Here is a 26774-nt window from a genome sequence, read left to right on the forward strand (position 1 = left end):
GATGAGCGATGAAAATGTCATTCCCGGGGAGAGGACGGCGCATGATGCGAGAGCTAAAAAAACGCCCCATTGGTGGTGGTGCGTTTTCTTGGGGTTGCTTAGCACTACGCATGGCGTTCTGCCATCATGCCTTGGCTGGTATGACCCAGGTGACGCTCACGGGCAGTTCGCAGGTCGGATACCCAGCCGGGGCATACACCGTCCAGAATACGCCTGATGACATCGGAACCAAAGAACTCAATGAGATCCTCAGCGATACGAAGTTTCAGATTCCTTGCGGCGCTGTCTTTCAAACCACACCGTTGACCTGCTTCACGCATCGTCCCGCCGGCGGCTAGCACGTTGATGGCGGTGCGGTGGCGACCTGAGTGAGACGCAAGGAATGCCTCCCAGTCCAAGTTACGGGCAGCCTCTTCTGCGGGGTCAGTTTCGTTACCTGCCTCATCGTAAGGTCCGATGACGTCATGCAGGCAACCCGACTCACCAGTTTCTGATGTGATTTCATAGTCGAGTGAGTCATGCTTCGCTTTACCATCGAGCTGACATCCTGGGGATAGAGCGTCGCTGCGTCCAGAGTAGCCACTACGGCGGCCACTACGGGCAGCTCGATGGGTGTAGTAAGCGATGTTGCCCGGCGTGAACTTACGGCCGTTTCGTTCAGCCGAGTCGATCATTCGTGCCGCCATCAACGTGGAGTCCTGAACAATTTCCTCGTCGTCTTCGTGGCCTATTTTTGGGACGGAATGCGCACCTGCACGAATGCGAGGCACCACATCATTCATTAATATTTCTTGTGCCATGGGGCTCATGTGTTTTTCCTTTCTGTTTAGGTTGAAAGGCAACCGACATGACGGCCCCGCACGGGAACCGATCATGGCGATAGCCAAGGGTTCCCGCGTCCTCTGAATGAGTGGTGGCGGGGAGAGTGTAGTAATAAAAATGCCCGTTGGATGTTTAGTCCAACGGGCGGTCTAGTGAAGTGGTAGCAGGTGAGGCTCAACGAATCAGTTTACCTGAGAGCGGGTAACGGTGCTGTCCTTCACTATTATATAACACGGAATGGTGTAAAATTGCATGCTGCCGTAAGTCAAACAGCCAGACTCCATCTAGGAATCTGGCTGTGATAGGTTTTACCCGTATTTTTTATACTCGCCGTTTTTGTCGGCGAATAATTGGAAGTGTGTGTGGGCTGTGAGTTCATTGAACTCGACGATGTCGATCCGTGGTCGGTCGTTATCGTAATACACCTGCAGTAGATCATTCCTGATGAGCCCAGATAAGAACTCCACGGTAAGGCCAGATGCCTGTGCGACAGACGGTAGGCTCATTACCGTGTTACTGCGAGTTTCATGTAATCCGTAGGTATTAACATGAGTAAGCTCGAACATTCGGTGGTTGGGTTAAATGACGCTGTCGAGATTGCTCGTAAGTTGATTCCTTAAACTGAGGCGCTGGCCTACGGGTAGGCTCATAGCCATCTTCACGACATGATTCAGGTCAGTCTTGAACTTTCGCTGAGGACGTCGGTTTTTCTTTTTTTGAGAACCTCGTGGAGGTTTAGCTCCTTCCTTTTGGCGTGTTTGATGTTTGTCCGAATGTTTCGCTCCCACGCAGTTGGCTGTAGCGGGTTTGCTCTGTGTTGTTTCCTCAGGTGGGAAAGGCTTCGTTAGATAAACCTTGTCATCTTCAGTGGTCTGGTTCTGTGGTGATGTGACATCCTTGGTGGTAGGATGTGATGTCACATCAGTATCACCGGTAGTGTGTGGTGTGACATCATCTATCTTCGCCGGGTGAAAGATGCTTGTGACATGTGACCTGAGTTTGAGCATGCGTTCAACATGCTCCGGGTCAACAAGGTAAGCCGACCGTGGTTTGATTTGGTGGCTTTTCAACTCTTCAGCTTTGATCCAGCGTTTGAGCGTGCTTTGGGCGCATTCGTAATTCTCGCTGGCTTGTTTGGTTGTAATCCAAGTGGACGTGTCTACGTCTTGGATGTTGGTTAATGTTTCGGGCTTCTGCTGAACGGAATCGTCAGCACCATCATGCGATGGCGCATCTAGCGCCTTGGATGTGTGTTCCATGATATTTATGGTTGGTAATTTGGGTTGTGCCTGTACCGCTCCTCGGGCGGTATAAGGCAAGGTTAACGTCTGCCGGGACAGACTCCTTTTTAGGTGTGAGGAAGAAGCAAAACCTCTTGGCATAGATGCCCCTTTCGGAGCTGAAACCCATCGGGCCAGTTTCCCAGCAATGGGCTTACACCAGACGACCTACTATTGAAGTAAGTCAGCTAGTCAGTGTGGACATGTGCAGTGAACAAGTAAGGATGTATCCTTAGCGGTGACTTCTTTAACTTTATCCCCCTTAGAGAAGCGGGACTTGCATAGGGAGCATTTAGCTCCGGAACGTCTAAGGGCTGAAGCATAGATCGTATCGGGTATGCCCGGGTAGTTGTTCTGCTTACTGCCCCAGTATAACCAGTCGTTATCGTAATAGCGGCTGGTGAGTCTGGTCATCGTATGTGTGCTGACTCTACGGTCGGCAATCTTGATGAGTGTTACGTGATCTTTCTCATTTGCAACGAATGGGCTTTTGAATGCCCAGTTCCGCTCACGAGGTTCACCATCTTGCCTAAGCAGTGGGTTACCGTCTTTATCGGTTTCTATACCGGAGAACATCCGTTGGTATCGCCAGTCAGCGGTCTTGCTCTTAAACTGCCGCTTACTCCATTTAAGGAGTTTGTTGAAGATGAGGTTGTCCACTTTCGAGAACGTCTCTTTGGCGTTAATGACGGAGTGGTATTGACTCCATCCGTTGAGTATTAGGTTGAGATCCCTGATCATTTTGGTGACCGGATCACGCTTACCTTTACTCATATTGTAGCGTCGCTTGCCTTGGCGCTTCCTGTTAATGATGGAGCGGTCAATACGCTGGCAGCATTTCTTGTAGATATGCTTAATGTCATCTCTGCTGGGGGTCGCTAGTAAGTAGGGACGCTTGCCTCCTTTCTTGTCGTCCGTGAGGACGTGTTGGAAGTGAGCACCTAGGAAATCAAACCCACGTGTCTTTGTGTCAGGATCTTTATCCCGGGTGTGACAGATGCGAGTTTTGCTGGGACTCAGTCTGAGACCGAGTTGGTGGAGGTAGGAGTCGATACTTTCTTTCGTGTGTGCTATCACATCACGGTCAGGGTGTATGACTACCATGTCATCAGCATAAATGATGATGATGGGCGGTTTGCTCTGGTACTGTGCCCTATGCCGAGCTTCGACATAGGGTATCAGTCTGGTCATAGCAATGTTGGCCAATATCGAGCTCAGTGGGCCGCCCTGTGGCGTACCATGTTCTGAGCGATAGATAACCTTTTCCGCCATGTGCCCGGCTTTAAGGATACGCTTAATGGCATCCTTGATGGATTGGGGAGCGTCAATGCGGTTAAGCAGTTCTTCATGATTTAGAAGATCAAAGAACCGCTCGATGTCGGCATCGAGTATCCAGCGTGGTGCATTCAGGAGACAGATCCGGGTATATGCCAGAGCATCCTGTGCCCCACGTCCTTTTCTAAAGCCAAACATTTGTTCTGAATATCGAGCCTCCCATTGAGGTGCGAGAGTCAAGGCGATCAGCGCTTGTTGTGCGCGATCCTTCATGCATGGGATTCCCAGTGGCCGCTTTTCCTTCTTCCCTGGCTTGGGAATGAGTTTGCGGCGAACTGGTGACGGTTTGTGGTTGATGGTCAGCGTACTGGCCATCTCGAACATCTCATCTTCAGAGAGGTTCTTCACTCCGTCGATCCCGGCAGTTTTCCTGCCATGATTATCCTTGGCTACTTTCTTTACGGCCAGGACTTTGGCGTAAAAGCTGTTGGCTAGCTTGATTTGTAGTTTGTTCGTTTTGCACGTGTCTGAACACATCGTGGCTTCGAATATTTTGACCTGCATGCGGTGGACGAATCGTATCGCCTCCCGGATGTTAATGTCCTGCCATCTCTTGTTTGAGTTATTATTGGTATTCATTGGTTTGGGTTTTATGTTCGAGTCTGTTGAGCGAATTAGGCATATCCCCGCCATTACAACGGAGCTTTTGCTTGGTCGCCGACCTACCCTGAGCAGCATTAGGAAGATGCCCGTCCCCACACCGGTATCGGCATGGTTAACTACTCAGGTTTCCACGTTTCCGTGCATACTGTTACGTCAGGGGTTGGGTGGGCTCATCCCGCCGAAGAAATGCCTGAATGATACACATGAGTCTCACGGACATGTGCCAGGTGTGGCCCAGTTACAAACTGAGCCACTGTTCTTGATTTCCTCATTACGACGGCTTGTTATAGCCTTTTCGGTAGGCCCAAGTGGGCCAGCTAATCACCCGTTCCCGACTTCGGAGTGTTCTTCTGGAAGGAGGAACACATGCTCTCCCGCTATGCCGATAGACCCCTCTAAGGTCCGCGACAGGGAGATTGCCTACGCGTCGATCATCACGACGGCCAGAATTGCCTCAGGTAGTCCCTCGGCTCACTGGTGTATTGCACGACTTTCAGAGCAGGGGTTGGACCTGCATCCGCGATTCATCCCCCGGGCTTTGTGAGAGCCCGGTTTCGAACCGACGTGTCGCTTGTGCGATTATGATGTGGTGTGTGTTTACACGTTTAGCATGTCAAAGAGCTGGTTCAGCAGACTCATCACCGCCGGCGGCAGTCAGGAATCGAACTGTGTGCCATGTGGCACATGGTTAAGGTTATGGACTAAGCGGGTTTTGACGACCCACTCGCTCCGTTGTCTGTTGCCGGATACTTTCGGATCCAACGGACGATGCTGTTATCGTCGAGTAGAAGCATACCTTTACGGGCTCCCTTGAGCCTGGGTCGGAATGCCTCGATCTCACCGCTATCCACCAGTTGCAGCAGCTTGCTGCGGCTGATGGAATACTTTTTTACAGCGTCAGCAATCTTGATGAAAACCGGTGATGCTTCGACTTCAATCGTGACGGTGTTTGGAAGTTCTTGGTCGTTCATTTCGAGTGGATACTACGACTGACCCACTTGATTAACAACATGTAACTCACACAACACCAGTGATGTAGGTGTAGATCAGTGCGATTTACAAAAGGTCGTATTAATAAAACCCTAACAATTACGTATACGCGTTTGATTGGCCTGTAAGGGATTTGTCACATCATGGATGTAACAGCTCTGTAGGGAGCAAAAAAATGCAAATTGTGCCAGAAAATTTCCCTGCATGCGTGAGGAGACCCGTTAATGCTCTAGAAATTCAACGGTGCGGGCTGGATAATTATTCCGTCAACTCTCTCGTCCAAGCATCGGCACTTTTATCTCTGTTGGTTTTTTCTCGGTACCGTTGAACGACTCCTTTTAGGCTTCCCTTTCCGCCCGCTTTGAGTGCCTTGATCCACTTTTTGTTTTTACTGGCTAGGATGTAATCCCTCACCTTGGCAGCTGTGGGCAGAAAATAGCGGTCACCATTATTTGCCGACTTTACGTATTTGTCGGTGGCGTCCTTGAGGTGTCCTGTGTGGGTCTTGTAAGTATTGCCTGCCTTGAGTCTGGAAGTGGAGAATCTCTGCCCCTCTTGTATGAGAGAGAATAGCTTGTGGTGCAACTCATTGCCTTTGTCTTCTCTTCCTGCTAGGAATGATAAGTAAACCAATTCTTGAATGGATTCACGTAGGGCTTGCACGTCATCGATATGGAGTTCTCTGAAATCTCGCCAAATTCTTCTTGGATCATCAGGGTGCAGGCTCTGGGGGTCATCTTCATAGGTGCGTTTGCCTTGTGTGAGAAGTCTAAGACCCTCTGTTGAATCAGGCAGGCCGCACCCTACTGGTAAATATAGAAAATCTGGATCGCCGTAGTCAGTGTCGCAATCAAGTAGGCCCCATTCACGCAGCCTTTCGATTACTTGAGGGCGGAAGCTGTCGCGGAGAAGCTTTTGTTCAGGGTCATAATGAAAATCGTCCCTGTTAAAATCCTCCGTGCTAAGGGGGAAACCGAGCTCCCCGGAGGCTTGAAAGTCGATCCTCATGATTCTTACTAATTGGTCAATGGGGGAGGCATAGGAAGCAGGCAACACAGATACCTCGCACTCTGACCGGTTTACGATCTCATGCCAGTTTTGATCCAACTTCGCCTCAAGCTCATCGCTACTTGCTAACGTTCCTGGTGGTGGTGGCACGGGGTAAACCCTCAGTGTATCATCCGCATAGTAGGCAGGAGCTTTCCATATTGCCAAGGTGGAGGGGTTTTGCTTGATGTGCTCAATGCCTATCGAGCTGCATTGACTATCCAAGTTGTGGATGAGGTATTTACCAGATGCGCTGCGTTCTAGCCATAGGTGTGATTCTATTATTTCGAGATACCCAATTCGTTGTAGTTCTAGCTCGGCACTTTTATAAGTATGTAGCCCAGGCGTAACCTCAAGGGTAGTTTTCCCGGTATCTGGGTCTAGGCGTCTAGCTGCTCGCATCAGGTGTTGAACATCCGCTTTGGAAATTTTCCTGCGTTGCTTACGCTTCTTCCTCTTCGCTGAGTCCTCTGCCTTTTTCCTTTCTTCTTCTTTGGCCCTAGCTTTCCTTTCAGCATTCTTTGCCTCCAGCGCTTTTCTGGCTGGAGCAGTTTGGTCACGAAGTTTATCCTGCTCGTTTTGTTGTTCTTCCTCCTCCTGCCGTTGCCGTTCACGATGGCCCCACGCACTCTCATCAGCAGGGATACCCTCATCGTCGTGGGGCGGAGTAGTATCGGGATGGGTCATAACTGATACAGTGACTTACCTAAAATTGAGGTGCAAAGCAATCGATCTCCCTGAAAATACACATGGGTAAATCTGAGTGAACATGCATCGTTAGTGTATTAGATTGTGTATCATTTTCAGATCACCAACAAACAAAAATCCCTGTAACTTATTGGGTTACAGGGCTTTGTGAAATATGGCAGAGGGGGTGGGATTCGAACCCACGGTGACTTTCGCCACGTCGGTTTTCAAGACCGGTGCATTCGACCACTCTGCCACCCCTCCGTTGGTTGCAATGGGCATTGCAGTCGGGGAAAAGTTCAATGGTTCCGGGTGTTTTGCAAGAAGAAATTCGTATGTTTTTGTAAGTTTATCGAAGATGCGATGCGGGCTTGCCTGATGGGGGTGGGTGGCATAGAAGAAAAGCACTATGAGTAACGTTGTTGTATTATTTTCAGGACAGGGAGCCCAGAAAGTGGGTATGGGCAAGGATCTGGCCGAGGCCTATCCGGTGGTCAAGGAGTTGTTTGCCAAGGCGGATGCCGCGTTGGGTTACTCGCTTACGGACATCATGTTCAATGGTCCCGATGAGGAGCTGACCAAGACCTCCCGCTGCCAGCCGGCTCTCTATGTGCATGGTCTCGCTTGTCTGGCGGTGTTGCAGGAAAAAGTGCCGTCGCTCAAGCCGGTGGCCACCGCTGGTCTGTCGCTGGGCGAGTTTACCGCCCACACGCTGGCGGGCACCTTCGATTTTGAAACGGGTCTGAAAATTGTCGAGCAGCGTGGTCTGTTCATGGGTGAAGCCTGTGATGCGACAAATGGTGCCATGGCTGCGATGATTGGTGGTGATGAGCAAGCCGTTGCCAAGCTTGCGGCCGACTGCGGGGTGGATGTCGCCAATTTCAACACCATCGGCCAGATCGTCATTTCTGGTGACGAAGCGGGGATCGACAAAGCAGTGGCTGGAGCCAAGGACGCCGGTGTGCGTATGGGTAAAAAGCTCAACGTGGCCGGCGCCTATCACTCGCGACTGATGCAGAGTGCCCAGGACAAACTGGCCGCAGTCCTGGCTGGGGCGGAACTCTCCGAGCCGCGGATTCCCGTCATTTGTAACTTTGCTGCACGTGCCGTGGACGGGGCTGATGATATCAAATCGATGCTCGAGCAGCAGGTGACCGGTTCTGTGCGCTGGACGGAGTCGATGCAGAAGCTCATTGCCGATGGCCACACCACCTTCCTGGAACTTGGACCGGGCAAGGTGCTGGCGGGGCTGATGGGACGGATCGACAAGTCGGCGACGGTTATTTCGGTCGAGGATGTGGACAGTCTGGAGGCCGCGGTGGAGGCTCTGGGCTAGGGACGTTCAAGAAAATGCCATTTTGGTAAAAAAATGTATTGCCAGCGGGCGGGAATCTTCCTAGGTTCCGCCCGCCCAAGCAAAGCAAAGGGGTGGTAGCTCAGTTGGTTAGAGCGCCGGCCTGTCACGCCGGAGGTCGCGGGTTCGAGTCCCGTCCATCCCGCCACTTTGCCTTACTTGGTAACAAGCTCCGTTTGAAGCCCCGTTTATCGGGGCTTTTTTTGTCGCTGGCAGCCCCGGTTATGGTTGCGGTGTCGGTAGCAGTGTCGCTTTCAGGAATGGGGCGGTGCGGGAGTTTTTGGATTTGGCGACCTGTTCAGGTGTGCCTTGGGCGACGATTCTGCCGCCCTTTTCCCCGGCTTCGGGGCCGATATCGATGATGTAGTCGGCCTCGGCCATGATGGTGGTGTGGTGTTCGATGACCACCACCGTATGGCCCTCGTCGACGAGCCGGTGCAGGACGTCGATGAGTTTATCCACATCCTGCTGGTGTAAGCCGATGCTTGGTTCTTCGATCAGGTAGAGGTTATTGTTCTGTAGGGCGCCCTTGGTAACTGATTTTCTTCCTTTGGTCAGCTCGGAGACGAGTTTGATCCGTTGGGCTTCACCGCCGGAAAGCGTCGGGCTTGGTTGGCCGAGTTGCAAATAGCCAAGCCCGGTGTCGGTCAGCAGGCTGAGCGTGCGATGTATCTTTGGAACTGCGGAGAAGAACTCCGATGCCTGGCGGATATTCATCCGCAGGACCTCACCCATGTTTTTGCCGTTGTAGCGGATGTCGAGGGTGGCTGCGTTGTAGCGCATCTCATCGCACGCCTCACAGTGCACCCAGGTGGTGGGGAGGAAGTCCATCTCCAGTTTGATCCTGCCGTTGCCTTTGCACTCGGGGCACTGGCCTTCTGTGTTGTTAAAGGAGAATCGGGAGGCGGTGAATCCCCGGGTTCTCGCTTCAGGGAGCTGGGCAAAAAGCTGGCGGATGGCATCGAGGAGTTTGACGTAGGTGGCGGGACAGGAGCGGGAGGTTTTTCCGATCGGTGTCTGGTCGACCTCGAAGCAGTGTTTGATTTTTTTGTGGCCGGTGACTGCCTTGAAGGATTGATCCGATTTCTTTTTGTCAAAAACAGTAGCAAGACAACCACGCATCAGGGACGACTTGCCGCAGCCCGAAACCCCGGTCAGCACCGTGAGCCTGCCCAGGGGAATACGCACATCGATATTCTTCAAATTATTGGCATGGCATCCTGTTAGTTTCAGCCAGCCTGTTGTCGCCTTCACCTTGGGCAGGGTTCTCCGGCGGTAGTCGGCTTTGGTTTTTGGAGTTTGGTATTGGCAACTTAATACTTCCCCACCCTCGACTCCCGCCCCCGGTCCGAGTTCGATCAAGGTGTGTGCCCGGGAAATGGTTTCTTCATCGTGTTCCACGACCAGCAGGGAGTTGCCGCGCTGGCGTAGCGACTCTAAGGTGTCGAGCAGTTTTACATTATCGCGTGGGTGCAGGCCAATGGTCGGTTCATCAAGCACGTAGAGGACGCCGCGCAGGTTGGAGCCGAGCTGGGCGGCGAGGCGGATGCGCTGGGATTCACCGCCGGAGAGCGTGTCGGCTGAGCGATCGAGCTGAAGGTAGCCGAGTCCGACGTGGTCGAGGAAGTGGAGGCGCTGGATGATTTCCGGGAGGATGTCGCGCGCGATGAGTTTTTCCCGGCCCGTGAAGCGCCACTTTTCTAACATCGCGATGGCATCGACCACCGAGAGGTGGTTGATGGTCTGGATCGGCGTCTGGTGGATAAAAATGTGGCGTGAGTCTTCGCGGAGACGGGCACCGTGGCAGTCCGGGCAGGTGATGCGGGTGCTGCTGTCCAGTGATGACAGGGTCTCATGGATCTCGGCTTCGAGCTCTGAGTTGAAATGATGGGAGTTTTTGACGAGGCGGTTGGAAACCGCCGTCACGGTGCCGTAGCCCCGGCAGGTGGGGCACCAGCCCCGGTGGGAGTTGAAGGAAAAGTGGTGGGGGTCTGGTTCATCGAAGGATTTTCCTGTGACGGGCGATACGCGGGCGGTGCTGAAGCTCCGCATTTGTGATGGGTAGCTGGGGATTTGTGATTGCAGGATGGCGGAACAGCTGCCCTTGCCGAGGGTGAGAGCCTGTTCGGCGCTGTCGCAGACGGCGAAAATATCGTGGGGTTGGAAGCGTTTGAGTGGTTGAAACCCCTCGGTGTCGATGAGCTTGCCATCGACGAGTAACTGGGCGATCCCTTTTTTGGCGGCGGCAGCGGCGACGTCCGTGTGGTAGCCTTTCCGGGCGCGGATCAATGGGGCGAGGATGAGTAGGTCCTTGTATTTTTTGCGTAGCTGACCGATTTGTTTTTCGATGGATTCCGTGGTTTGTGAAATGACCGCTTCGCCGGACTCCGGGCAGTGCTGGATTCCGAGTTTGGCGTAGAGGAGGCGGAGGAAATGATAGATTTCTGTGACGGTCCCCGTGGTCGATTTTCCACCGCCACGGGAAACCCGCTGCTCGATGGCCACGGTCGGAGGCAGCCCGGTGATGCGGTCGACGTCCGGTTTTTCTAACTGACCAGCAAATTGGCGTGCGTAGGGAGACATGGAGTCGAGGAACCGGCGTTGTCCCTCGGCAAAAACAAGATCGAACGCGAGGGTTGATTTCCCCGAGCCGGAGAGGCCGGTGACCACGACCAGCTCGTCGCGCGGGATATCGACGGAAATGTTTTTCAGGTTATGTTCGCGGGCGCCGATGATGGAGATGCAGTTTTTGGGTGTTGGCGGGCTTGTTATTTTGGTGCGGGTTTGGCGACCGGAGGTCACCGCCACGAGGGCTTTGGATGTTGCCGTATTGGCTTTGAGGAGCTCATCCAGGGAGCCGGCAAAGACGATTCCCCCCCCGTCGATACCGGGTCCCGGCCCGAGGTCGATGATGTGATCGGCTGAGCGAATGACATCGAGGTTGTGTTCGATGACTAACAGACTATGGCCGGCCTCGGTGAGCCGATGGAATACCTCGAGGAGTTTTTCAATGTCGGTGAAGTGCAGACCGGTAGTTGGCTCGTCGAGAATGAGCAGTTTGGCTGTCGACTGATGCGCCTCGGCGAGGATTTTACAGAGTTTGAGTCGTTGTGACTCACCGCCGGACAGGGTGTTGAGAGGCTGGCCGAGTCGAAGGTAACCCAAGCCGACGTCGATGAGGGGCTGGAGAGTGGTCCGGATTTTCTTGAGCAGGGACTTTTCCTTCGGGGTATTCGCTTTATGGCTCGCGGCATCTGAAACCGCCTCGGTCACTGTGAGATCGAGGGTTTCGGCAATGCTGCGGCCACGGTATTTGATTTCCCGGGCCTTGTCGGTGAAGCGTTTGCCATCGCATTCCGGGCAGGTGATATAGAGATCGGAGAGGAATTGCATCTCGACTTTTTCAAAGCCGTTGCCGAGACAGCGCTGGCATCGGCCTGTGCCCGAGTTAAAGGAGAAGTATCCGGGGGTGAGGTTTTGTTCCTTGGCTTCGGGTGTCAGGGCGAAAAGCTGCCGGATGGCTTCAAAGGCACCCGAGTGCACTGCCGGGGTGGATCTGGGGGTCCGGGTGAGGGGTGACTGGTCGACCTGCTCCACCGATGAGAGCTGTTGGTGGCCCGTGAGAGACTTGATAGGAGCCGCTTCATGGGTGGCGGTGATCCCGAGTTGCCGGGCCAGGTTCAGGTAGAGGATATCGTGGGCGAGGGTGGATTTGCCCGAGCCGGAAACGCCGGTCAGGCAGGAGAAAACACCGAGCGGAAGATCGAGGCTGAGATTCCTGATGTTATGTCTGCTGGCACCCGTGATCTGCAGGTGGTGACTGGCTTTTCGGTGCGTCGTCGGTGGTTTGAGCCGTGTGAGCCCGGAAAGGTAGGGCAGGGTTTTTGACCTGGGGAATTTTCTGGCAATGGATTTTTGTTGGGCCTGGCGACCGGTGGTCTCCGCCACGATCTCTCCACCGTGTTCTCCGGCGGCGGGGCCGAGGTCGATGAGGTGATCGCAGGCGCGCATAACCGTTTCCTCGTGTTCGACGACGACGACTGTGTTCCCCTTGTCGCGGAGATCGTGCATGACCCGGACCAATTGATCGATATCACGTTGATGAAGCCCGACCGTTGGTTCGTCTAACACAAAGAGGGTATTGGTCAGAGCTGCGCCGAGACATGTTGTTAGATTGACGCGCTCAATCTCCCCGCCGGACAGTGTGTTAGCGGGCCGGTCGAGGGTGAGGTAAGTGAGGCCGACCTCGCACAGATAGTGGAGGCGGGATCGGATCTCGGTGAGGGCGTGGGTGATTGAGTTTGAGGTTTTCTGTTTGAAATTGGCAGAGAACCAGTCGGAGAGCTCATTGACAGGCATTTGCCAGAGGTCGGGCAGGGTTTTGCCATTGATTTTGAAACAAAGAGCCTCGGGTTGGAGGCGGGAGCCTTTGCAGTCCGGGCAGTTGGTGTAGGCGCGGTAGCGCGAGAGAAAAACGCGGACGTGCATTTTGTAGGAGCGGCTTTCACACCAGTCGAAGAACCCTTTGACACCATACCACTCATTGTTTTCCCAGGCGTCCTGGGAATCCTCGCGCTCACCATAGAGCAGCCAGTGGCGTTCGTGGTCCTGGAGTTCGTAGTATGGAGTGTTGATATCGATGCCGGATACCCTGGCGGCGCGGAGCAGGTCCCGCTGGCACTCCGCACCCCGCGAGGTGGTAAAGGGGGTTACGCACCCCTGTTTGATACTGAGCGACGGGTCGGAGATGGCTTTGGTGAGATCGATGCCGATGGTGCGGCCAAAGCCCCGGCAAGTAGGGCAGGCACCCAGCGGGGAATTAAACGAAAACAGGGACGGGGTAGGGGGCCGGAGGGTGAAGCCCGTGGCCGGATTGGTCCACGAGGTGGAAAACGCCATGATTTGTCCGTCATGCACAATGTGCACGTTCCCTTTACCCAGGGTGAGCGCGGCATCGATGGCTTCGAGAAGACGAGCCTTGTTCTTTGGCGTGACCTTGAGCCGGTCCTGTACCACCAGCACCTCATGGGTGAATACCAGAGGGTTGTCAGGCTCCTCGGTACGGTGGGTTTTACCGTCGTGGAAAATGCGTGGGTAGCCTTGCTGGTTGAGAATCGACAGGACGTCACCGGTTGTTGCCCCTTCAGTGACCGGAACGGGAAACACGACCATGATGGTTTCGTTCAATTGCTGCTTGCAACACCAGGCGGCAATGCTGTCGGTGCTGTCGGGTCTGATTTTCTCGCCAGTGCGCGGATCGAACGCCTCGGCGAGGCTCGGGTAGAGCAACTTCAGATAATCATTGAGTTCGGTCAGCGTTCCCACCGTGGAGCGGGTGCTGCGGATCGTGTTTTTCTGTTCAATGGCGATGGCCGGTGGGATCCCGTCAATGCGGTCGACCGCAGGCTTATCCATTCGGTCAAGAAACTGGCGCACGTAGGGGGAAAAAGTCTCCACATAGCGTCGCTGCCCTTCCGCGTACAGGGTGTGGAAGGCGAGGGATGACTTCCCGGAGCCGGAGGGCCCGGTGATCACAGTGAGCTTGCCCAGAGGAATCCCGAGGTCGAGGTTTTTTAAATTGTGTTGCCGGGCACCGTGGATGGTGATCGCATCCGTGTTTTTTGTGGCAGCTGGTGGGGTCGTCTTGGTTGGCACGCAGCGAATATGCTACCTCCGTGAAAAATTGCCAACAAGGACTTCGTGCATGATTTGCTTTATCGGTTTCCCGTCGGTGTCGTCGAAGTGGGTGACGAGGAAGCGGGTAAGCCACCGGTCGCCACAGGTGGCTGACTGCCCTGTTTCTGCGAGCTGATCAGAATGGTAATCACGGCCAGTGCCAGAGTGATGCAAGCGGCCATGATAACAACCATCGATTTGGCGTTGGGCAGGGAACTGTTTGAGAGTGACGGCAGGGGAGTCGACAGTCTGGTCGGGCCCTGGGTGACGCGCCTGCCGGGTGTGGAAATGGGTACGACGTTAGTGGCCGGGATCGGGGGCGCGGCCAGGTAGGCGGTTTGTCCGGTTGCCATCTCGGGAAGCGTCGCAGGGGTGAGCAAGAGAGGGGAGGAGATGAGTTCCTTGCCAGCGAGGATATTATCGAGATCAATCGCCAAGGCATCGATGCTGGTGTAGCGCATGGCAGCCGTTGGGTGTATGGCGCGCATGACAACAGAGTCATAACGCTGGTCCACGGGTGCCAGGCGGGAGGGCGGGATATAGGGTTTTTGTGGCAACTGACCGGTGAGCAATTCGTGGAAAAGAACCCCGATGGAGTAGACATCCGCCCGCTGGTCGGCGCTGTAGGGTGGGACAAGGACTTCCGGAGCGGTATAGCCCGGCGTGCCGTAAACGGTTTCCCCCTTCATGGTGGATTCATGGGCGTGATGGGCCAGGCCGAAATCCACGACCACCGGGTTAAGCTTGGAATCGATCAGAATATTGGCCGGTTTGATGTCGCGGTGGAGGATACCCGATGCGTGGGCGTGCCCGAGAGCCTTGCTGATGCTGGAAACAAGTGACGCTGCTTCGTTCTGGGTGACGGCCCGGCCATTGGCGGCCTCGTGTAGTGACCGGCCTTCGACAAACTGCATCACGATGAAGAGCATGCCATTGACCTCGCCGTAGTCGTAGATGGATGCGAGGTTCGGGTGGTTGAGCTTGGCCATCACCCTGGCCTCACATTTGAAAATCTCGCGGAACTGCGTGGAAGCCGAACATGCATGGGTGAGCACCTTGATGGCCACAGGCCGGTCCAGGGAGATCTGTCGCGCCTTGTACACAGCTCCCATGCCGCCTACGGCGAGCAGTTCAATCCTGTCGTAGGAGCTGAGTTGAGACTGGAGCTCTCCAGGGGTCGGAGAGGTGCTGGATGCCGTCGCCGGGTGTGTGTTGATCATGTGTGTTGAGGGTGAACAGCATGATCGTAAGTATTTTTAAACTATACAGCAAGGCTAAACTTTATTTTTTAATAAACGGGGCATTCCTGCCTGAATCAGTCCTTTTTATCATTGTTGCCGGCATTTTTATTGTTTTTCCTGCCCCGTTTACCCTTTTTGTCCTTTTCATTTTTGTCCTCAGGATCGGGTTCTGGCTCGGGATCCGGCTCCTGGCCTCTCAGGATGCGGATGAATCGCGCCATCTCTTTTTGCGTCAGTGAGATTTCCTCCTCCAGCGAGTCGGCGTGACGGTCATTGCCTTCTTTTCTCAGAATCGAGATTTGTTTGTCGAGTCCCTGGATGTAGGTGATGCGTAATTTGGTAAACTGGGTGAGGAATTTGGCATCAACCTCCTCCTGGTCAAGCAGAGCCGCCTTGTAGAGATCCTTGATGTGTTTCGGGGTATCTTTGTCGGTTTCTTCGGGTAGGCGGCCAAGAAGTCGGAATTTTTCAAAAGTTTCTTCGGCAGAAAGTTCAGCCGGTTTGCGGAGGTTCCGGTCGAGCTTGCGGATGACACGTTTCACATCGCGCTCGAAGCGGTCAATGTTGGCTAGCAGAGCCTTGTCGTAGTCGGAGAGGATATACCGCCCCTTGTTCTGCATATAGTCACGCGCTTTCAGCAGCCATGCGTCGATATCAAATTCCGGGGGGGCTGGCTTTACGGGGGGTGCCGGGGCCACGGGCGGTGGGGTGTCAGCCACGCCGGTGTCTTTTGGCTCCGGGGGGGTGACTGGTTCAGGTGGACCCTCTGGTTCCGGGGGAGTGACTGGTACGCGTGGTTGATGGTTGGTGATGTCCCGGTCGTGCTTGGGACGTTTTTTGGGTTGAACGGGTTTCGGTGGTCCGTCGTGTTTGTTTAGTTGAGAATTGTTTTGAGCTCCGGATGGCTGGGTGGTGGATTTCCCAGGCTTGCCATCCGGTGTTTCCGAGGCCGAATTGATGACGACGGCAGCGATGCCGATGATGACGGCGACCGTGAGCAGGCTGACGACAATGGCGGGCGTATTGGATGGCTTGGCAACATGGATCGCTGTGGCGGGCCTGCGTGAAGCAGATGAAGCAGCGGCCGAGGTCATCATGGTCTTGATGACTTGCTGGGTGGGGGCGGCCCCCATTTTTTTTAACATCTCCTCGATGGACTTGGCCATTTCACCCGCGGATTCAAAGCGATTGGCCGGATCGGGCTGGATGGCACGGTAGATGATCTGGTCCAGCTCGGGGCGGCAGTTCCTGACTTGTGAGGGAGGTTGATAAGGATTGCTCGGCAGCTGCCCGACAATGAGTTCATAGAGCATCATGCCGGCTGAATAGATGTCGGCCTTGGCATCCACCACGCCCCCATGTTGGAAAAGCTCGGGGGCACTGTAACTAGATATCTCGTCACCGGTATCAACGCCTGTCAGGCCAGCGATGCCGAAGTCGACGATTTTTGCCTGCGCCTCGTTATTGATCAGCACATTGTGGGGGTTGAGGGCCCGGTGAACAATCCCGGCCTGGTGGGCATGTTCGAGACCGTGACAAAGGTCGGCGACCAGGCGGGAGCTTTCCTTCTGGTCCACATGATGGCCGTGTGTTGTCTCGAAGAGGGACCTGCCTGGGACGTGCTCCATGATGATGTAAAGCATGCCCTGGATGTCGCCAAAATCGAAGACATCGACCAGGTTGGGGTGGTTGAGGCGGGCCATTGCCTTGGCCTCGGTTTCAAAGGCGTTTCGGAGGGTGGCATCCTGGCCGATTTCAGGGGGCAGGACCTTGATGGTGACCGTGCGATCCAATGAAATTTGTTTGGCGTGATAGAGAGCGCCACGGATACTGGACGATACAAGTTCGGTTACCTCATAGCCGGGTATCAGCCGGGCGAGTTCTGCCGGGCTTGGGCAGTTGAATTCTAGTTGGGGCGACATGATTGCGTATGTTGTCCTGATCCGTTAGCTGGTGGATACTTGGTGGGCGGGGAGAGGCTGATACGGGTCATGTATCCATAAATCCATGACGATGCTAGATCCCGGGCTGCTGCAGTTTACCTTGCATGACTCAAGGGTTTCAAGCTGAAAGTATGGTATGAGATACATTCAAGAAAGCCTAAGCTCTCAAGTTGGAGGCGTGGGCAAGGTGGGGGAACTCACCGGATTTGGCTAACCGTTTCCCAGCATGTAGTCGATAAAGCTCTGGCCTCCTGACTTGGTCTCATCGATTTCCTCCTGGACTTTGCGGAGTTGGAAATTGAGGCCCTTCGCCTTATGTTCATTGGCGATGTTGAACAGGTTGGTCCTGTATTTTTCACGCAGGGTTTCGATTTCCGCGAGGCACTTGGCCTCTGTCTTGCGTTGCCTGAATAGTCGGGAATCGAGTATCTCCGCTAATTTGGCTGGCATGGCGGCGCGTGGGATATCTTCGGGAATGCGGTTATTGACGTAGCGGCTTTGCATTTCCAGAATCCCAGGTCCGTAGGCTTCCTGGAGGCTCTTGGGGAGGGTGCGATGAAAGGCCCGCAGCTCTTGTTCGTAGCCTTTGATATTGTTCGTGAAGTCTTTCTCGTAGCGGGCGATGATTGAGCTGACCAGGAGGGCGCATTTTTTATGCAGTTGGCCAATACCTCCTGTGCTGGCAGTGGCTGTATGTTTGACGGTGGTGTGGCCCTCTCCGTCTTTACTCCATTCTATGAGAAAGCAGGGGAGGGCGGTATCGACCGGAAAGTCGTCCCATGTACGGGTAGGCAGCACAGCGCAGGCACTGTCGGTGGATTCGTCTTCATCGGGTAAACCCTTACCCCAGCGTGCGAATTGCCATGGTTCACCCGTGGCCCAGCTCCAGGCGTGGTTGGCCTTACGGAGGCCACCGATCCAGCACGCCTGGTCTTTATTCATTGAGGAGGCGAGCAGCCCGAGCATCCATTCGTTTTCGTCCGCATTGGATGGCACCGCGAGCACACCACCACCGAGTTTGGCAAGTGCGCGTGCAGCGTTCCAATCGGAGTCCTGCTGGATGAGAAGGAAATTACGGTTGTCGTAGGAAATGGTGCCCGCAGGGTACTGGGCCGATCCCTTTGCGATGGATTCGGCGCAACGTTTCAGCTGGTTTTCGAGGGTAGCCGGAGTCTTGCCATCCAGATACCATTCGATGAAAAAGCTGTGTTTGGTCCGACCCGGCTGGGGGTCGAGGACACCTGTATCGTTGACGGCAACGTAGGAGGCTTTGGAGGTATTGCGGATCGCCAGTTTCCACGGTGAGCCATCGATCCATCGCCAGGCGCCATTGCCGGCACTGCCTGCGCCAAGCCAGATGGTATGTTGGTTACCCAGCTTTGAGCAGAGCCACTGAAGATCGGTGTTTTCAGGAAGCACGGCCAGATGGCCGCCATAGCGCTCGCAGTATTGTCGCGCTTGATGCCAGCTCATGGCATCCTCAATAAAAAACCTGGCGCGTCCCGCCTGGGTCAGTGTGCCCTTGGGCATTTCGTCGCGTTTTCCAGCCCTCAGGGCTTTTCTAAGGCGATTCAACGACTCGCGCGCGGTTTCAACCTTGGGGGTAGCGGGGATGTTTTTTGGGGGAGGGACGGGGGGGGGGACTGGACGGTGTAACTTTTTGGCTTCCTCGGCTTTTCGTTTGCGCTCAGCCTCGGCTTCCTGTTTTTGTTTTTCGTTGAGTTCAGCGATGCGTGCGTTTTCCTTCTCACGTTGGACCCTGACTATCTTGAGCCCTTCCCATGCGATATAGATGGTGGCGAGCAGGGCGATGATGATGATGATATTGCGGACAAACGGGATGTTGGAGCCCACTTTCACCGGTGGGGTCGTCGAGGTGGTGGCTGCTGGTGATCCAGTGTTACCCGGGGTGAGCGCAGTGTTGAGCGCGGGCTTGCCTGTACCGGGAACGGCGGTGAGCAGCGTTTTTGCGGTTGCCGTGGTTGGCTTGGAGGCTGGCTGGAGAAGCTGGCCGACCGGTGGTTTGTTGCCACTGATGACGCGCTCGATTTCCTCGGCCATGGCTTCTGCACTGCGGTAGCGCAGGGCGGGCGTCGGGTGCATCGCCTTGCGAATGATTTGATCGAACCTCGGGTCGCAGTGGACGAGTGTTGCTGCCGGGATATAGTTACTGTCGGGCAACTTGCTGGTGAGGAGTTCGTAAAGGATGGCGCCGACGGCGTAGATATCCGTGCTTTGGTCCACCGCGGTAGGGTTGTGCACAACTTCCGGGGCTGTGTATCCCGGCGTTCCAAAGGATGAGTCCGCTTCGTGGTCCCCTACGGGGCGGGCCAGTCCGAAGTCACCGATTTTGGGGGATGCGCTGGGGTCAAGGAGGATGTTCGCCGGTTTGATATCGCGGTGGAGAATACCGTATTTGTGTGCATGGGCCAGGCCGTGGCAGATACTCGCAACGATGCGCGCGGCTTCGGTCGGGTCGATGGTTTTTCCGTAGGATGAATGGTAGAGGGATTTCCCCTGGACCATTTCCATAATGATGTAGAGCAGGCCGTCGATTTGCCCGAAATCATAGATACTGATCAGGTTGGGGTGATTGAGCTTGGCCATGCTCTTGGCTTCTGCTTCAAAGGAGGCGCGGAAATCGGCGTCCTCGCCAAAGTGGCGTGGGAGGACCTTGATGGCGACCTCGCGGTCAAGGGATCTTTGACGGGCCATGTAGACGGCGCCCATGCCTCCTTTGGCTATGAATGAGAGAATATCATAGGCGGGCAGGAGTTTGGCGATTTCTTCCAGCTCAGGAGGCGTGAAATCTGTTGGTGTGGGATCGGTGCTCATGGTGCTAGCTGGCCAAGACCCTGAGTATACTTAAACAGGCATGCCTGCAACCACAATACCTTGTAATTCAGGGCGGGGTTGTGACATGAGGGATCATTCTTTTCCAAAGAATCCCTCTTTGCGACGTTCGATCTGTTCCTGTCTGATGATGGCTAACGGATTGGGTGAAAGCGAGTCGGTGCGAGCTGTCCGGTATGTCCGAATGGTCTCGCCAGGGCAGATGGATTCGCCGGGATCGGATGTGTAGCCATGGCCGATGTGGATGCCGGTGCTGTCCCTCATTTCCAGATGCAAGTGGGCCGGGTAGTTGAGGTTTGCGGTGCCAACCGTGCCGATGACCTCCCCGAGAGAGACAAGATCATTGAATGGGGAAAAACTCTTGTCGAGGTGGGCATACATCGAGAGCAGGATGGTCCCCTCATGGTTCTTGTGGGCCAGGACCAGGGTTTTCCCCCAACCTGGCGACGGTTCGCCGCGGTAGACCACCAAGCCGTTGGCAATGGCGTAGACGGGGTCGCCAAGATCGGTATTCATACCGCCGATACCATTGAGGTCATCGCCGGTGTGATGACCTCCCCTTTGCGGGTTGTTGCTCCAGTAGGGTTGGGCGTTGTAGGTGAGAGCGCCCGATTCGGTTCCCATGGCGGATGCCATGTGGGTAGCCAAGGGCACAGAGGCTCGCTCAAAAGCGCTTAGTTGGATAAACCGCGGATCGAATGGGGGGGCGGCCCCTGTGGAGGGCAGGGGAAATCCAAGGGGAGCATCCGCCTGCTGAGGTGATGCCAGGGATTTCACCGGCACGCTGCGATCATTCTTGCTACGCATGTAGCCCAGGGTAGCCATACCCAGGACCGCAATGAATATGGCGGCGACAAAGCAGTAGAGGATTCTCTGTCGTGTGCTGATGGGCTTGGCTCTGGCCATGGTTAGAAATCGAGAAGTATTTCCGCACGCCGATTGGCGCGGCGCCCGTCTGGGTCGTCCGATCCGTCTTCAGAGGTATTGGGTAGGCGTGGTTTTTGTTTGCCGTAGCCGATGATTTTCATCTGGCTTCGGGCGACACCTTTGTCCACCAGGAACTGCATGACCTGCTCCGCCCGCTGTTTGGAAAGGGAGAGGTTATATTCATCTGACCCAAGGGCATCGGTGTGGCCGGAGATGGTGAGGTTTTTTTCAGCGTCTGTTTTGAGTAAATTGGCAACGATGCTGAGTTGGCGTTGGGTCCGGAGTGTTAGATCATTGGAGTCGAGGTCGAAATAGATGACCAGGGAGTCGCCGCCCTTGGGGTTTTTGATCAGTGGTGTGTAGTGGATATCTCCACCCGATACCCGGTTGGCGTAGTCAGCGAGTAACTTGTCGAGATTGACCTCGGTGATTTTCCAAGGCGACTGGTTGTCTTTGCGTTTTGAGTTCAGGGCAAACATGGCGGATTCCCCGGTGCCCTCTGCTTCAACGCGGGCCAGCCAGCCCGCCGAGGTATCACGCAGGAACATGTTGCGCAGGGCTTTTTCCTTGATCAGGCTGTATTTGCCTTCTTCGAAAATGATACAAAGGCCGGCGATCCTCGCATAAGAGACCTTGGTGGGATCGATGTATACGCGAGCCGAGGCGGGGTCGAGCTTGATGATGGCATCCAGGAATCCCTGGACTGCGGCGGCAGCCTTTTGTTCCTCGTCGGGATTGACCTGGTTGTCAGGGTTGGTAGGATCACCTGTTCCACCGGCGGTTGCCCCCGGAAGCGTGATGCGGTTCACCTGCCATTTGCCGTCGCTGGTTTTGGAGAGGTCGAGGTAAATGCGTCTCCGGTCGGCCATGTTGAGAAACCACCGGTTATCGACTCCCTGCACCGAAGAGAACGGGGTTGACTGGTTTAGTTTCAGTCGGGATGCAGCGGCAAGTTGGCGCAGGTGCTCCGTCTGTGCGGGAGTGAGGGCGTGTTGTCCAAGGATGTCGACCAGAGGTTGGATGTCACCGGTATCGTTGGCCCTGATCGTAACCTCGCTGATGCGACCGACCAATTCTTCGGGGGTTCCGGTATGGCCGGTATTAACGTCATCAACGTGTTTGCCATCGGGCGTGAGTGTGATGCTTGAGCTGTCTCCAGAGTTAGCCGAGTTGTCAGCGGCAGTAGTACCGTCGTCAGTCGTCGCCTTGTCAGAAGAGCATTTACTGACGAGCAGAAAAACCGCGACGATACTCAGTAGAAGAACTGCGCCGAAAAAAATCAGAGGTGTTTTGGAGCGTGTCTGTTCCATGGCACACATGTTAACTCCAAAATGCGGAACTCCAACTTAAAAAACCGAGGCTGCCGTTGTACGGACGCGTACCGAATGGAGCGGGGCGCGGTAGGTGTCGTCGCGGGACTTGAAAATGGGAAATTGATGACCTTCTATCTGGCGCGGGCGTTGGGAGCCTCGGCAAACGGGGTGGCACCGTGACGCTGCTGCACGGCAGAGCGGGACCACTTCCAGGGGTTGACTCCTTTTTCTGTGAACACAGCCATGCCGATGACACCGACATTGCGTGTCGTGCCGTGACGTTGGTTGGAGTATGAGCCTGCCACGGATGAGAATTTAAAGGTTGCAACGGCAGATTCGCTGGTGCGAAAACCTTTGATAGTCAGCGTTTTACCCGGCTGGATGATGTAACCGCGCTTGCTGACCGAGGCGGCGCGCCCGTCCATGACATCCAAACCGTCAACACTCAGGACAACCTCCAGGCGTGAGTGGCAGATGTTTTTGACCACCAGGGCATAGGTGGCCCCTTTGCGCCCAACCACATATCGCCGACTGCCTGCGTTATAGTTTTTTAACGTCCCCCAGCTTCCCTTGACACCCCACTCCACGAGCCCGTTGGCGGCGCGCTGCATACCGCTGCCGGTGTAACGCCATGCGCCGGTCATGGCGGCAACCCCCTCCTTGTCGTTGTAATAAATGGTGGCGACGCTTTCAGGTTTTGAGCTGGCACGCCGGAAGCTGGTGTACCCGATGTTAGAGCTGACCTCCGAGCCCCATCCGGTGCCAAGACCTGGGCGGGTCTTGGGATTGTTCTGCAACGCGTCGATGGAATTGCGTGTAGTGCCATAATCGCCACTGCGCATTCCGGCAGTGGCTGTGTTGCCTGCCTGGCTCCTGGCCGGACCGTTCCAGGGCATCTCCGCGGTCGGAGCCACAGGAGCAGGCGCGCCAGTAGGTGCGCAGGAAGAAAAGAAAAACGGGGTGACCAGCAAGGTTCCCGCGACGACTAGGTTGATGCATGTTGAGCTTTTCATTTCGGTGCTAAAAAACCAGCAATTGGGGGTGGTGTCAAACCCTTTATGCTAAAAAATCAGCATTTTTTAATTGCGGGATTTCCAGCACTGTGTGAGGTTACGGTCATGAACCGAATTGAAAAGGGGCAGATGTCACGTCGTGAGCGACAGATTATGGATATTCTCTATCGTCTTGGTCAGGCATCGGCGAAGGATGTCCTGGACAATCTGCCGGACCCTCCCTCGTATTCCGCCGTGCGTGCCCTGATGGCGACACTCGAAAACAAGGGGATGGTGAAACACAGCAAGGAGTCCCGACGTTATATCTACAAACCTGCCATCACCGAGCAACGCGCGCGTCGCTCGGCAATGAGCAATCTCCTGAGTACCTTCTTCGATGGTCGACCGGAGAAGTTGGTGGCTGCCTTACTTGACCCCAATGACATGCAGCTTAACAAAAAGGAAATCGACAAGATTCGCCAAGCGCTCGACGATGAAGGTTAGGGGTGCGTTTTTCCATTTATTCAATCATTCACACCTGCATCTCCCATGGCTCTTTTACTGACCAGTATTTTGATTTCGTTGCTAGCTGCGCTGTGGGTGTGGATGGCTGGTAGGAAGGACCCGCGGGGACGGCCATGGTTAACGGGGTTGTGTATGGGTATGTTGTTAGTGTTGCCGTTGATGACCCTGCTGCCCAAGTTTCATTGGGAACTCGTGGCTGTGGGGGATAGCTTGGCTCAGAGCCTGCACCGGGATGGCAGCCAATGGGGGGTGGTGGCATGGTTGTTGGTTGCCTGGTCCGTGGGTGCCGGTTTGATGGCTGTGCGTTTAATCCGCAGGCAGCGTCTGTTAGTCAGATGGGTGGCCGATAGTGCACCCGCTGACTGCCGGGAGTGGAAGAGCTGTATGGCTCAATGTGTTTCGATGTTGGGGATGAAGTCCTTGCCCGCGCTACGTGTTAAGATGGATCTGAACTCTCCCGTGGTGACCGGTTTGTTCAAGCCTGTGGTTTTATTTCCGCCGTCGGCGCAGCAATGGCCGGAAGAGACGGTGAAAATGGCCGTGCTGCATGAACTCGGTCATATTCAGCGAAAAGATTTATGGCTTAGGCTGACCGCGGACATCACCTGTGCCATGCATTGGTATAATCCCCTGGTATGGTGGATGAAGTCGCGGCTGCTTACCCAATGTGAATACGCTTGTGATGCACGGGTGATTGCTTCCGGGGCGAACCCGAAGACCTACATCCATGCGTTGTGTGATGTGGTGGAAAGTGCATACCGGGCTACCCCAAGCCCCTGTCCAGCCGGCGTTTGTGCCATGGCCGACCACGCACCACTGAGGATGAGGGTCAACCGCTTGCTCCAGGGGCATCGTGTGCGTAGCCCGTGGCTTGCGGTTGTGGCGGCGGTAATAACCATTGCGACATCCCTGGGGATGACGATGGTGCGACCGGCATTGAAAAACCAGGCGGGTTCATCGGTACCGTCATCCCCCGGCTTACAGTATAGCCAGGAGGAAATCGACCTGCGCCATTCGGCAAACCCATTCCCGGAACACTAATTTTGTCGGGAAGGAAGCTGTTTGATCCCATCCTTGAGTTTGATGCATAAATCCGCGAGTTCCTGATGGTGCTCGGGTGATGCCCCCTTGGGATCAAACCGGATGATGGAGTGGATCCTGATGGCAGGTATCAGAGATGATTCCAATGCCTGTTTGGCCGGATGATCCACTTGCAGGAGCCCTTGTAGCCAGTCGCAGAGCGGGCTTCCATCGGGGCGTGCACCTATTTTTTTTGCAGCCAGCCGCTCTAACCTGTGAAGGGGCGTGACGGGTGAATCTTTCGGGCGTCGGTAGCGTGCCTGTTTCGACCGCGTCTGTCGTTGGCGTGACTGCCATAGCCGCCATGAAATCCAGAGGACAAGCAGCGTGATGATAATGGCAACAACCACATAAACCTTGTTTTTGTTAGTCTCCCTGGTCCGCCAGATGAGAAAATCCTCGCGGAATCGTTGCCACCAGTCGGATAGCTTTTGCTGCCATTGTCCGATGTGCGCAGTATCCATGGACTCCCACGCCGCTGGGGTGAGATCGACATCCTCCCAGTGGCCCTCGATCTTGCCTTGTTGGTTTGCCTCTTCGATCCACACCCGGCACCATGCGTGGGCATGGGTGCCACGCATCACCCACTCGTCGCGGTCGTGATCACGCTCGTTGACGGAGAACCCGACGCAGTAGCGGGCCGGTACACCGGTTTCCCTGAGCAGCATCGCCGTCGAGGTGGCAAAATACTCACAGTGACCGGAACGTGTTGTTTCGAGGAAAATACCGACAGCCGACTGACGTTTGGCGCGATCGATATGAGGTGTGTTCAGGTGGGTGCTGTATTTGAACTCGGTGTTAAAAAAGTGCCTGAGCTTACTGATTTTATCACGGGTGCTGAGGTTTTGATTATAGAGGTCGAGCTGATGACACACGCGCTGCAGGGCATTCTGTTCCTGATGGGGGATGCTCAGATCGAGGTTCTTTTTTTGGTCCGGTTCAGGGTCGGGTGGATCTTCCGTGCTGGAGGTGTCACCCAGCCAGATAGCATATTCCACGACGTTGTAGTTGGGGTTAGCCATTCGGACCGTCCCGAGTGAGTTGCATTCGATGTCGGCCTCGGCATCGAGGTCGCCAATCGCGAGGAAAAAATGGGGCAGGGGCAAGGGGTTTTCCTCCACCTTGGCATCGACTTCCCCAATGATGGTGATGGGTGCTTGCTCGGATAAGACCGGTTCATCTTTGGTAAACCACCGGATGTCGCGATCGTCCTCGGTGGCATCGACAGCCTCAGAGTAGCGCCGGTAGCCAAACTCATCGTAATCACTGTCGGCCATGTGCCTGAATTCATGGCTCCATCGGGCACGGAAATACTGGTTGTAGGTGGCGGTGCGCAGCAGGGTGGGGGTGTTGCCCTCCACGACCTTCATTCGCCAGAAAATGCGTGGGCTAAGCTTGAGGCGACCGAGCCTGCCGATGCTGGTTGTTGCTTCATTGGCCGAAGTGTGACGGCTGGAGTCGCCGCCCTCCCCATCGACGTAGTAATTGTAGAGTTTGAACATTCCCCACTGGCCGAGGTAGGACAGTGTGAGGACCAGTAGAAAGGCGGTGATCCATGCCCAGGGCCGGAAACCTGCTTTCCGCATATAGGAGTATAGGCTTGTTCCTAACACCAGGGCGAGGCCGATAAAGTGATAGAGTTCGTTTCTGCTAGCCATGGCCGTGGCCAGGACGACCACAGCCATATAGGGGTATCCCGTGTTGATCATCCGAGGTGAGATGTTGCGACCATACTCAATATCCTGCTCCATTTTTTTCCGGGCAAAAAAGGAAAAGGTGTTCAGGGGGATTGTTTTCGCGTTGCCATAGCGCTGGGCAAGCTCCACGGGCAGGATGATCAGCGGGGCCCAGACAAACAGGGTATGGATTTTACCTACTTTCATACCGTTCATCCACGCCAGGATGGCGATGAAGGCGCCACACAAAATGGAGAACTGCCACGCCTTGATATAGGATTCCCGTTTGAAGTCCCAGCGCAGCCCCAGCCACGATCGGGCCTCCAGCAGGACGGCTGCAAGCACCCCCGCAACCAGATGCTCGGTGAGGTAGCCCCAAAAGAGCAGGGACGCACCGGCAAGCAGTCTGGGAGGGGAGGTGGACATGGGG

Annotated in this window: 17 protein-coding genes and 2 tRNA genes; 4 read left to right on the top strand and 15 right to left on the bottom strand. The window is 55.0% G+C overall.

The window, feature by feature from the left end:
• Positions 1 to 104: 104 nt before the first annotated feature.
• From H7A51_01450 to H7A51_01480, 7 genes are all read right to left on the bottom strand, one after another.
• Positions 105 to 800 (bottom strand): hypothetical protein, encoded by a 696-nt coding sequence (locus tag H7A51_01450; GenBank protein ID MCP5534879.1) that lies wholly within the window; start codon positions 798 to 800, stop codon positions 105 to 107.
• Between the two features lie 330 nt (positions 801 to 1130).
• Entirely contained in the window at positions 1131 to 1328 is a 198-nt protein-coding gene (locus H7A51_01455; protein MCP5534880.1) for a hypothetical protein, read from the bottom strand.
• A gap of 72 nt (positions 1329 to 1400) precedes the next feature.
• Complete coding sequence (locus H7A51_01460; protein MCP5534881.1) at positions 1401 to 2081, bottom strand: helix-turn-helix domain-containing protein; 681 nt, start codon at positions 2079 to 2081, stop codon at positions 1401 to 1403.
• Positions 2082 to 2294: 213 nt separating this feature from the next.
• Positions 2295 to 4016: a reverse transcriptase N-terminal domain-containing protein gene (locus tag H7A51_01465; protein ID MCP5534882.1), complete on the bottom strand. Its 1722-nt coding sequence runs from the start codon at positions 4014 to 4016 to the stop codon at positions 2295 to 2297.
• A 725-nt stretch (positions 4017 to 4741) separates the two neighbouring features.
• Positions 4742 to 5011, bottom strand: coding sequence for a hypothetical protein (locus H7A51_01470; GenBank protein ID MCP5534883.1), 270 nt, complete (start codon positions 5009 to 5011; stop codon positions 4742 to 4744).
• Between the two features lie 277 nt (positions 5012 to 5288).
• Positions 5289 to 6764, bottom strand: a complete 1476-nt coding sequence (locus tag H7A51_01475) for a hypothetical protein (GenBank protein MCP5534884.1) — start codon at positions 6762 to 6764, stop codon at positions 5289 to 5291.
• A 176-nt stretch (positions 6765 to 6940) separates the two neighbouring features.
• Positions 6941 to 7028 (bottom strand) — tRNA-Ser (locus H7A51_01480).
• A gap of 145 nt (positions 7029 to 7173) precedes the next feature.
• Here H7A51_01480 and fabD point away from each other — a divergent pair.
• The gene (fabD, locus tag H7A51_01485; protein MCP5534885.1) at positions 7174 to 8100 is read left to right on the top strand and encodes an ACP S-malonyltransferase; all 927 of its coding nucleotides are present in this window, start codon (positions 7174 to 7176) and stop codon (positions 8098 to 8100) included.
• A gap of 89 nt (positions 8101 to 8189) precedes the next feature.
• A tRNA-Asp gene (locus H7A51_01490) sits at positions 8190 to 8266 on the top strand.
• Positions 8267 to 8340: 74 nt separating this feature from the next.
• Here H7A51_01490 and uvrA read toward each other — a convergent pair.
• From uvrA to H7A51_01525, 7 genes are all read right to left on the bottom strand, one after another.
• Positions 8341 to 13773: an excinuclease ABC subunit UvrA gene (gene uvrA / locus H7A51_01495; protein MCP5534886.1), complete on the bottom strand. Its 5433-nt coding sequence runs from the start codon at positions 13771 to 13773 to the stop codon at positions 8341 to 8343.
• A 59-nt stretch (positions 13774 to 13832) separates the two neighbouring features.
• The gene (locus H7A51_01500; protein ID MCP5534887.1) at positions 13833 to 15014 is read right to left on the bottom strand and encodes a serine/threonine protein kinase; all 1182 of its coding nucleotides are present in this window, start codon (positions 15012 to 15014) and stop codon (positions 13833 to 13835) included.
• A 95-nt stretch (positions 15015 to 15109) separates the two neighbouring features.
• Positions 15110 to 16957, bottom strand: coding sequence for a serine/threonine protein kinase (locus H7A51_01505; protein MCP5534888.1), 1848 nt, complete (start codon positions 16955 to 16957; stop codon positions 15110 to 15112).
• A 231-nt stretch (positions 16958 to 17188) separates the two neighbouring features.
• Positions 17189 to 19813 (bottom strand): protein kinase, encoded by a 2625-nt coding sequence (locus H7A51_01510; protein ID MCP5534889.1) that lies wholly within the window; start codon positions 19811 to 19813, stop codon positions 17189 to 17191.
• A 93-nt stretch (positions 19814 to 19906) separates the two neighbouring features.
• Positions 19907 to 20737, bottom strand: a complete 831-nt coding sequence (locus H7A51_01515) for a M23 family metallopeptidase (GenBank protein ID MCP5534890.1) — start codon at positions 20735 to 20737, stop codon at positions 19907 to 19909.
• Between the two features lie 2 nt (positions 20738 to 20739).
• Positions 20740 to 22068, bottom strand: a complete 1329-nt coding sequence (locus H7A51_01520) for an OmpA family protein (GenBank protein MCP5534891.1) — start codon at positions 22066 to 22068, stop codon at positions 20740 to 20742.
• A gap of 134 nt (positions 22069 to 22202) precedes the next feature.
• Positions 22203 to 23084: a hypothetical protein gene (locus tag H7A51_01525; GenBank protein ID MCP5534892.1), complete on the bottom strand. Its 882-nt coding sequence runs from the start codon at positions 23082 to 23084 to the stop codon at positions 22203 to 22205.
• 105 nt (positions 23085 to 23189) lie between these two features.
• Between H7A51_01525 and H7A51_01530 the strand changes: the two genes are divergently transcribed.
• Positions 23190 to 23567: a BlaI/MecI/CopY family transcriptional regulator gene (locus tag H7A51_01530; GenBank protein ID MCP5534893.1), complete on the top strand. Its 378-nt coding sequence runs from the start codon at positions 23190 to 23192 to the stop codon at positions 23565 to 23567.
• 45 nt (positions 23568 to 23612) lie between these two features.
• Positions 23613 to 24629: a M56 family metallopeptidase gene (locus tag H7A51_01535; protein ID MCP5534894.1), complete on the top strand. Its 1017-nt coding sequence runs from the start codon at positions 23613 to 23615 to the stop codon at positions 24627 to 24629.
• On the opposite strand, the gene H7A51_01540 is transcribed toward H7A51_01535, so the two are convergent.
• Positions 24626 to 26770 (bottom strand): transglutaminase domain-containing protein, encoded by a 2145-nt coding sequence (locus tag H7A51_01540; protein ID MCP5534895.1) that lies wholly within the window; start codon positions 26768 to 26770, stop codon positions 24626 to 24628. The genes H7A51_01535 and H7A51_01540 overlap by 4 nt on opposite strands.
• Positions 26771 to 26774: the final 4 nt, after the last annotated feature.

This window comes from Akkermansiaceae bacterium, assembly GCA_024233115.1.
GTDB lineage: Bacteria > Verrucomicrobiota > Verrucomicrobiia > Verrucomicrobiales > Akkermansiaceae > Oceaniferula.

Excerpts from the sequence above, each read along its gene's own strand:
- H7A51_01450 (MCP5534879.1), bottom strand. The coding sequence starts at position 800 with ATGGCACAAGAAATATTAATGAATGATGTGGTGCCTCGCATTCGTGCA.
- H7A51_01455 (MCP5534880.1), bottom strand. The coding sequence starts at position 1,328 with ATGAGCCTACCGTCTGTCGCACAGGCATCTGGCCTTACCGTGGAGTTC.
- H7A51_01460 (MCP5534881.1), bottom strand. The coding sequence starts at position 2,081 with ATGGAACACACATCCAAGGCGCTAGATGCGCCATCGCATGATGGTGCT.
- H7A51_01465 (MCP5534882.1), bottom strand. The coding sequence starts at position 4,016 with ATGAATACCAATAATAACTCAAACAAGAGATGGCAGGACATTAACATC.
- H7A51_01470 (MCP5534883.1), bottom strand. The coding sequence starts at position 5,011 with ATGAACGACCAAGAACTTCCAAACACCGTCACGATTGAAGTCGAAGCA.
- H7A51_01475 (MCP5534884.1), bottom strand. The coding sequence starts at position 6,764 with ATGACCCATCCCGATACTACTCCGCCCCACGACGATGAGGGTATCCCT.
- fabD (MCP5534885.1), top strand. The coding sequence starts at position 7,174 with ATGAGTAACGTTGTTGTATTATTTTCAGGACAGGGAGCCCAGAAAGTG.
- H7A51_01500 (MCP5534887.1), bottom strand. The coding sequence starts at position 15,014 with ATGATCAACACACACCCGGCGACGGCATCCAGCACCTCTCCGACCCCT.
- H7A51_01505 (MCP5534888.1), bottom strand. The coding sequence starts at position 16,957 with ATGTCGCCCCAACTAGAATTCAACTGCCCAAGCCCGGCAGAACTCGCC.
- H7A51_01510 (MCP5534889.1), bottom strand. The coding sequence starts at position 19,813 with ATGAGCACCGATCCCACACCAACAGATTTCACGCCTCCTGAGCTGGAA.
- H7A51_01515 (MCP5534890.1), bottom strand. The coding sequence starts at position 20,737 with ATGGCCAGAGCCAAGCCCATCAGCACACGACAGAGAATCCTCTACTGC.
- H7A51_01520 (MCP5534891.1), bottom strand. The coding sequence starts at position 22,068 with ATGGAACAGACACGCTCCAAAACACCTCTGATTTTTTTCGGCGCAGTT.
- H7A51_01525 (MCP5534892.1), bottom strand. The coding sequence starts at position 23,084 with ATGAAAAGCTCAACATGCATCAACCTAGTCGTCGCGGGAACCTTGCTG.
- H7A51_01530 (MCP5534893.1), top strand. The coding sequence starts at position 23,190 with ATGAACCGAATTGAAAAGGGGCAGATGTCACGTCGTGAGCGACAGATT.
- H7A51_01535 (MCP5534894.1), top strand. The coding sequence starts at position 23,613 with ATGGCTCTTTTACTGACCAGTATTTTGATTTCGTTGCTAGCTGCGCTG.
- H7A51_01540 (MCP5534895.1), bottom strand. The coding sequence starts at position 26,770 with ATGTCCACCTCCCCTCCCAGACTGCTTGCCGGTGCGTCCCTGCTCTTT.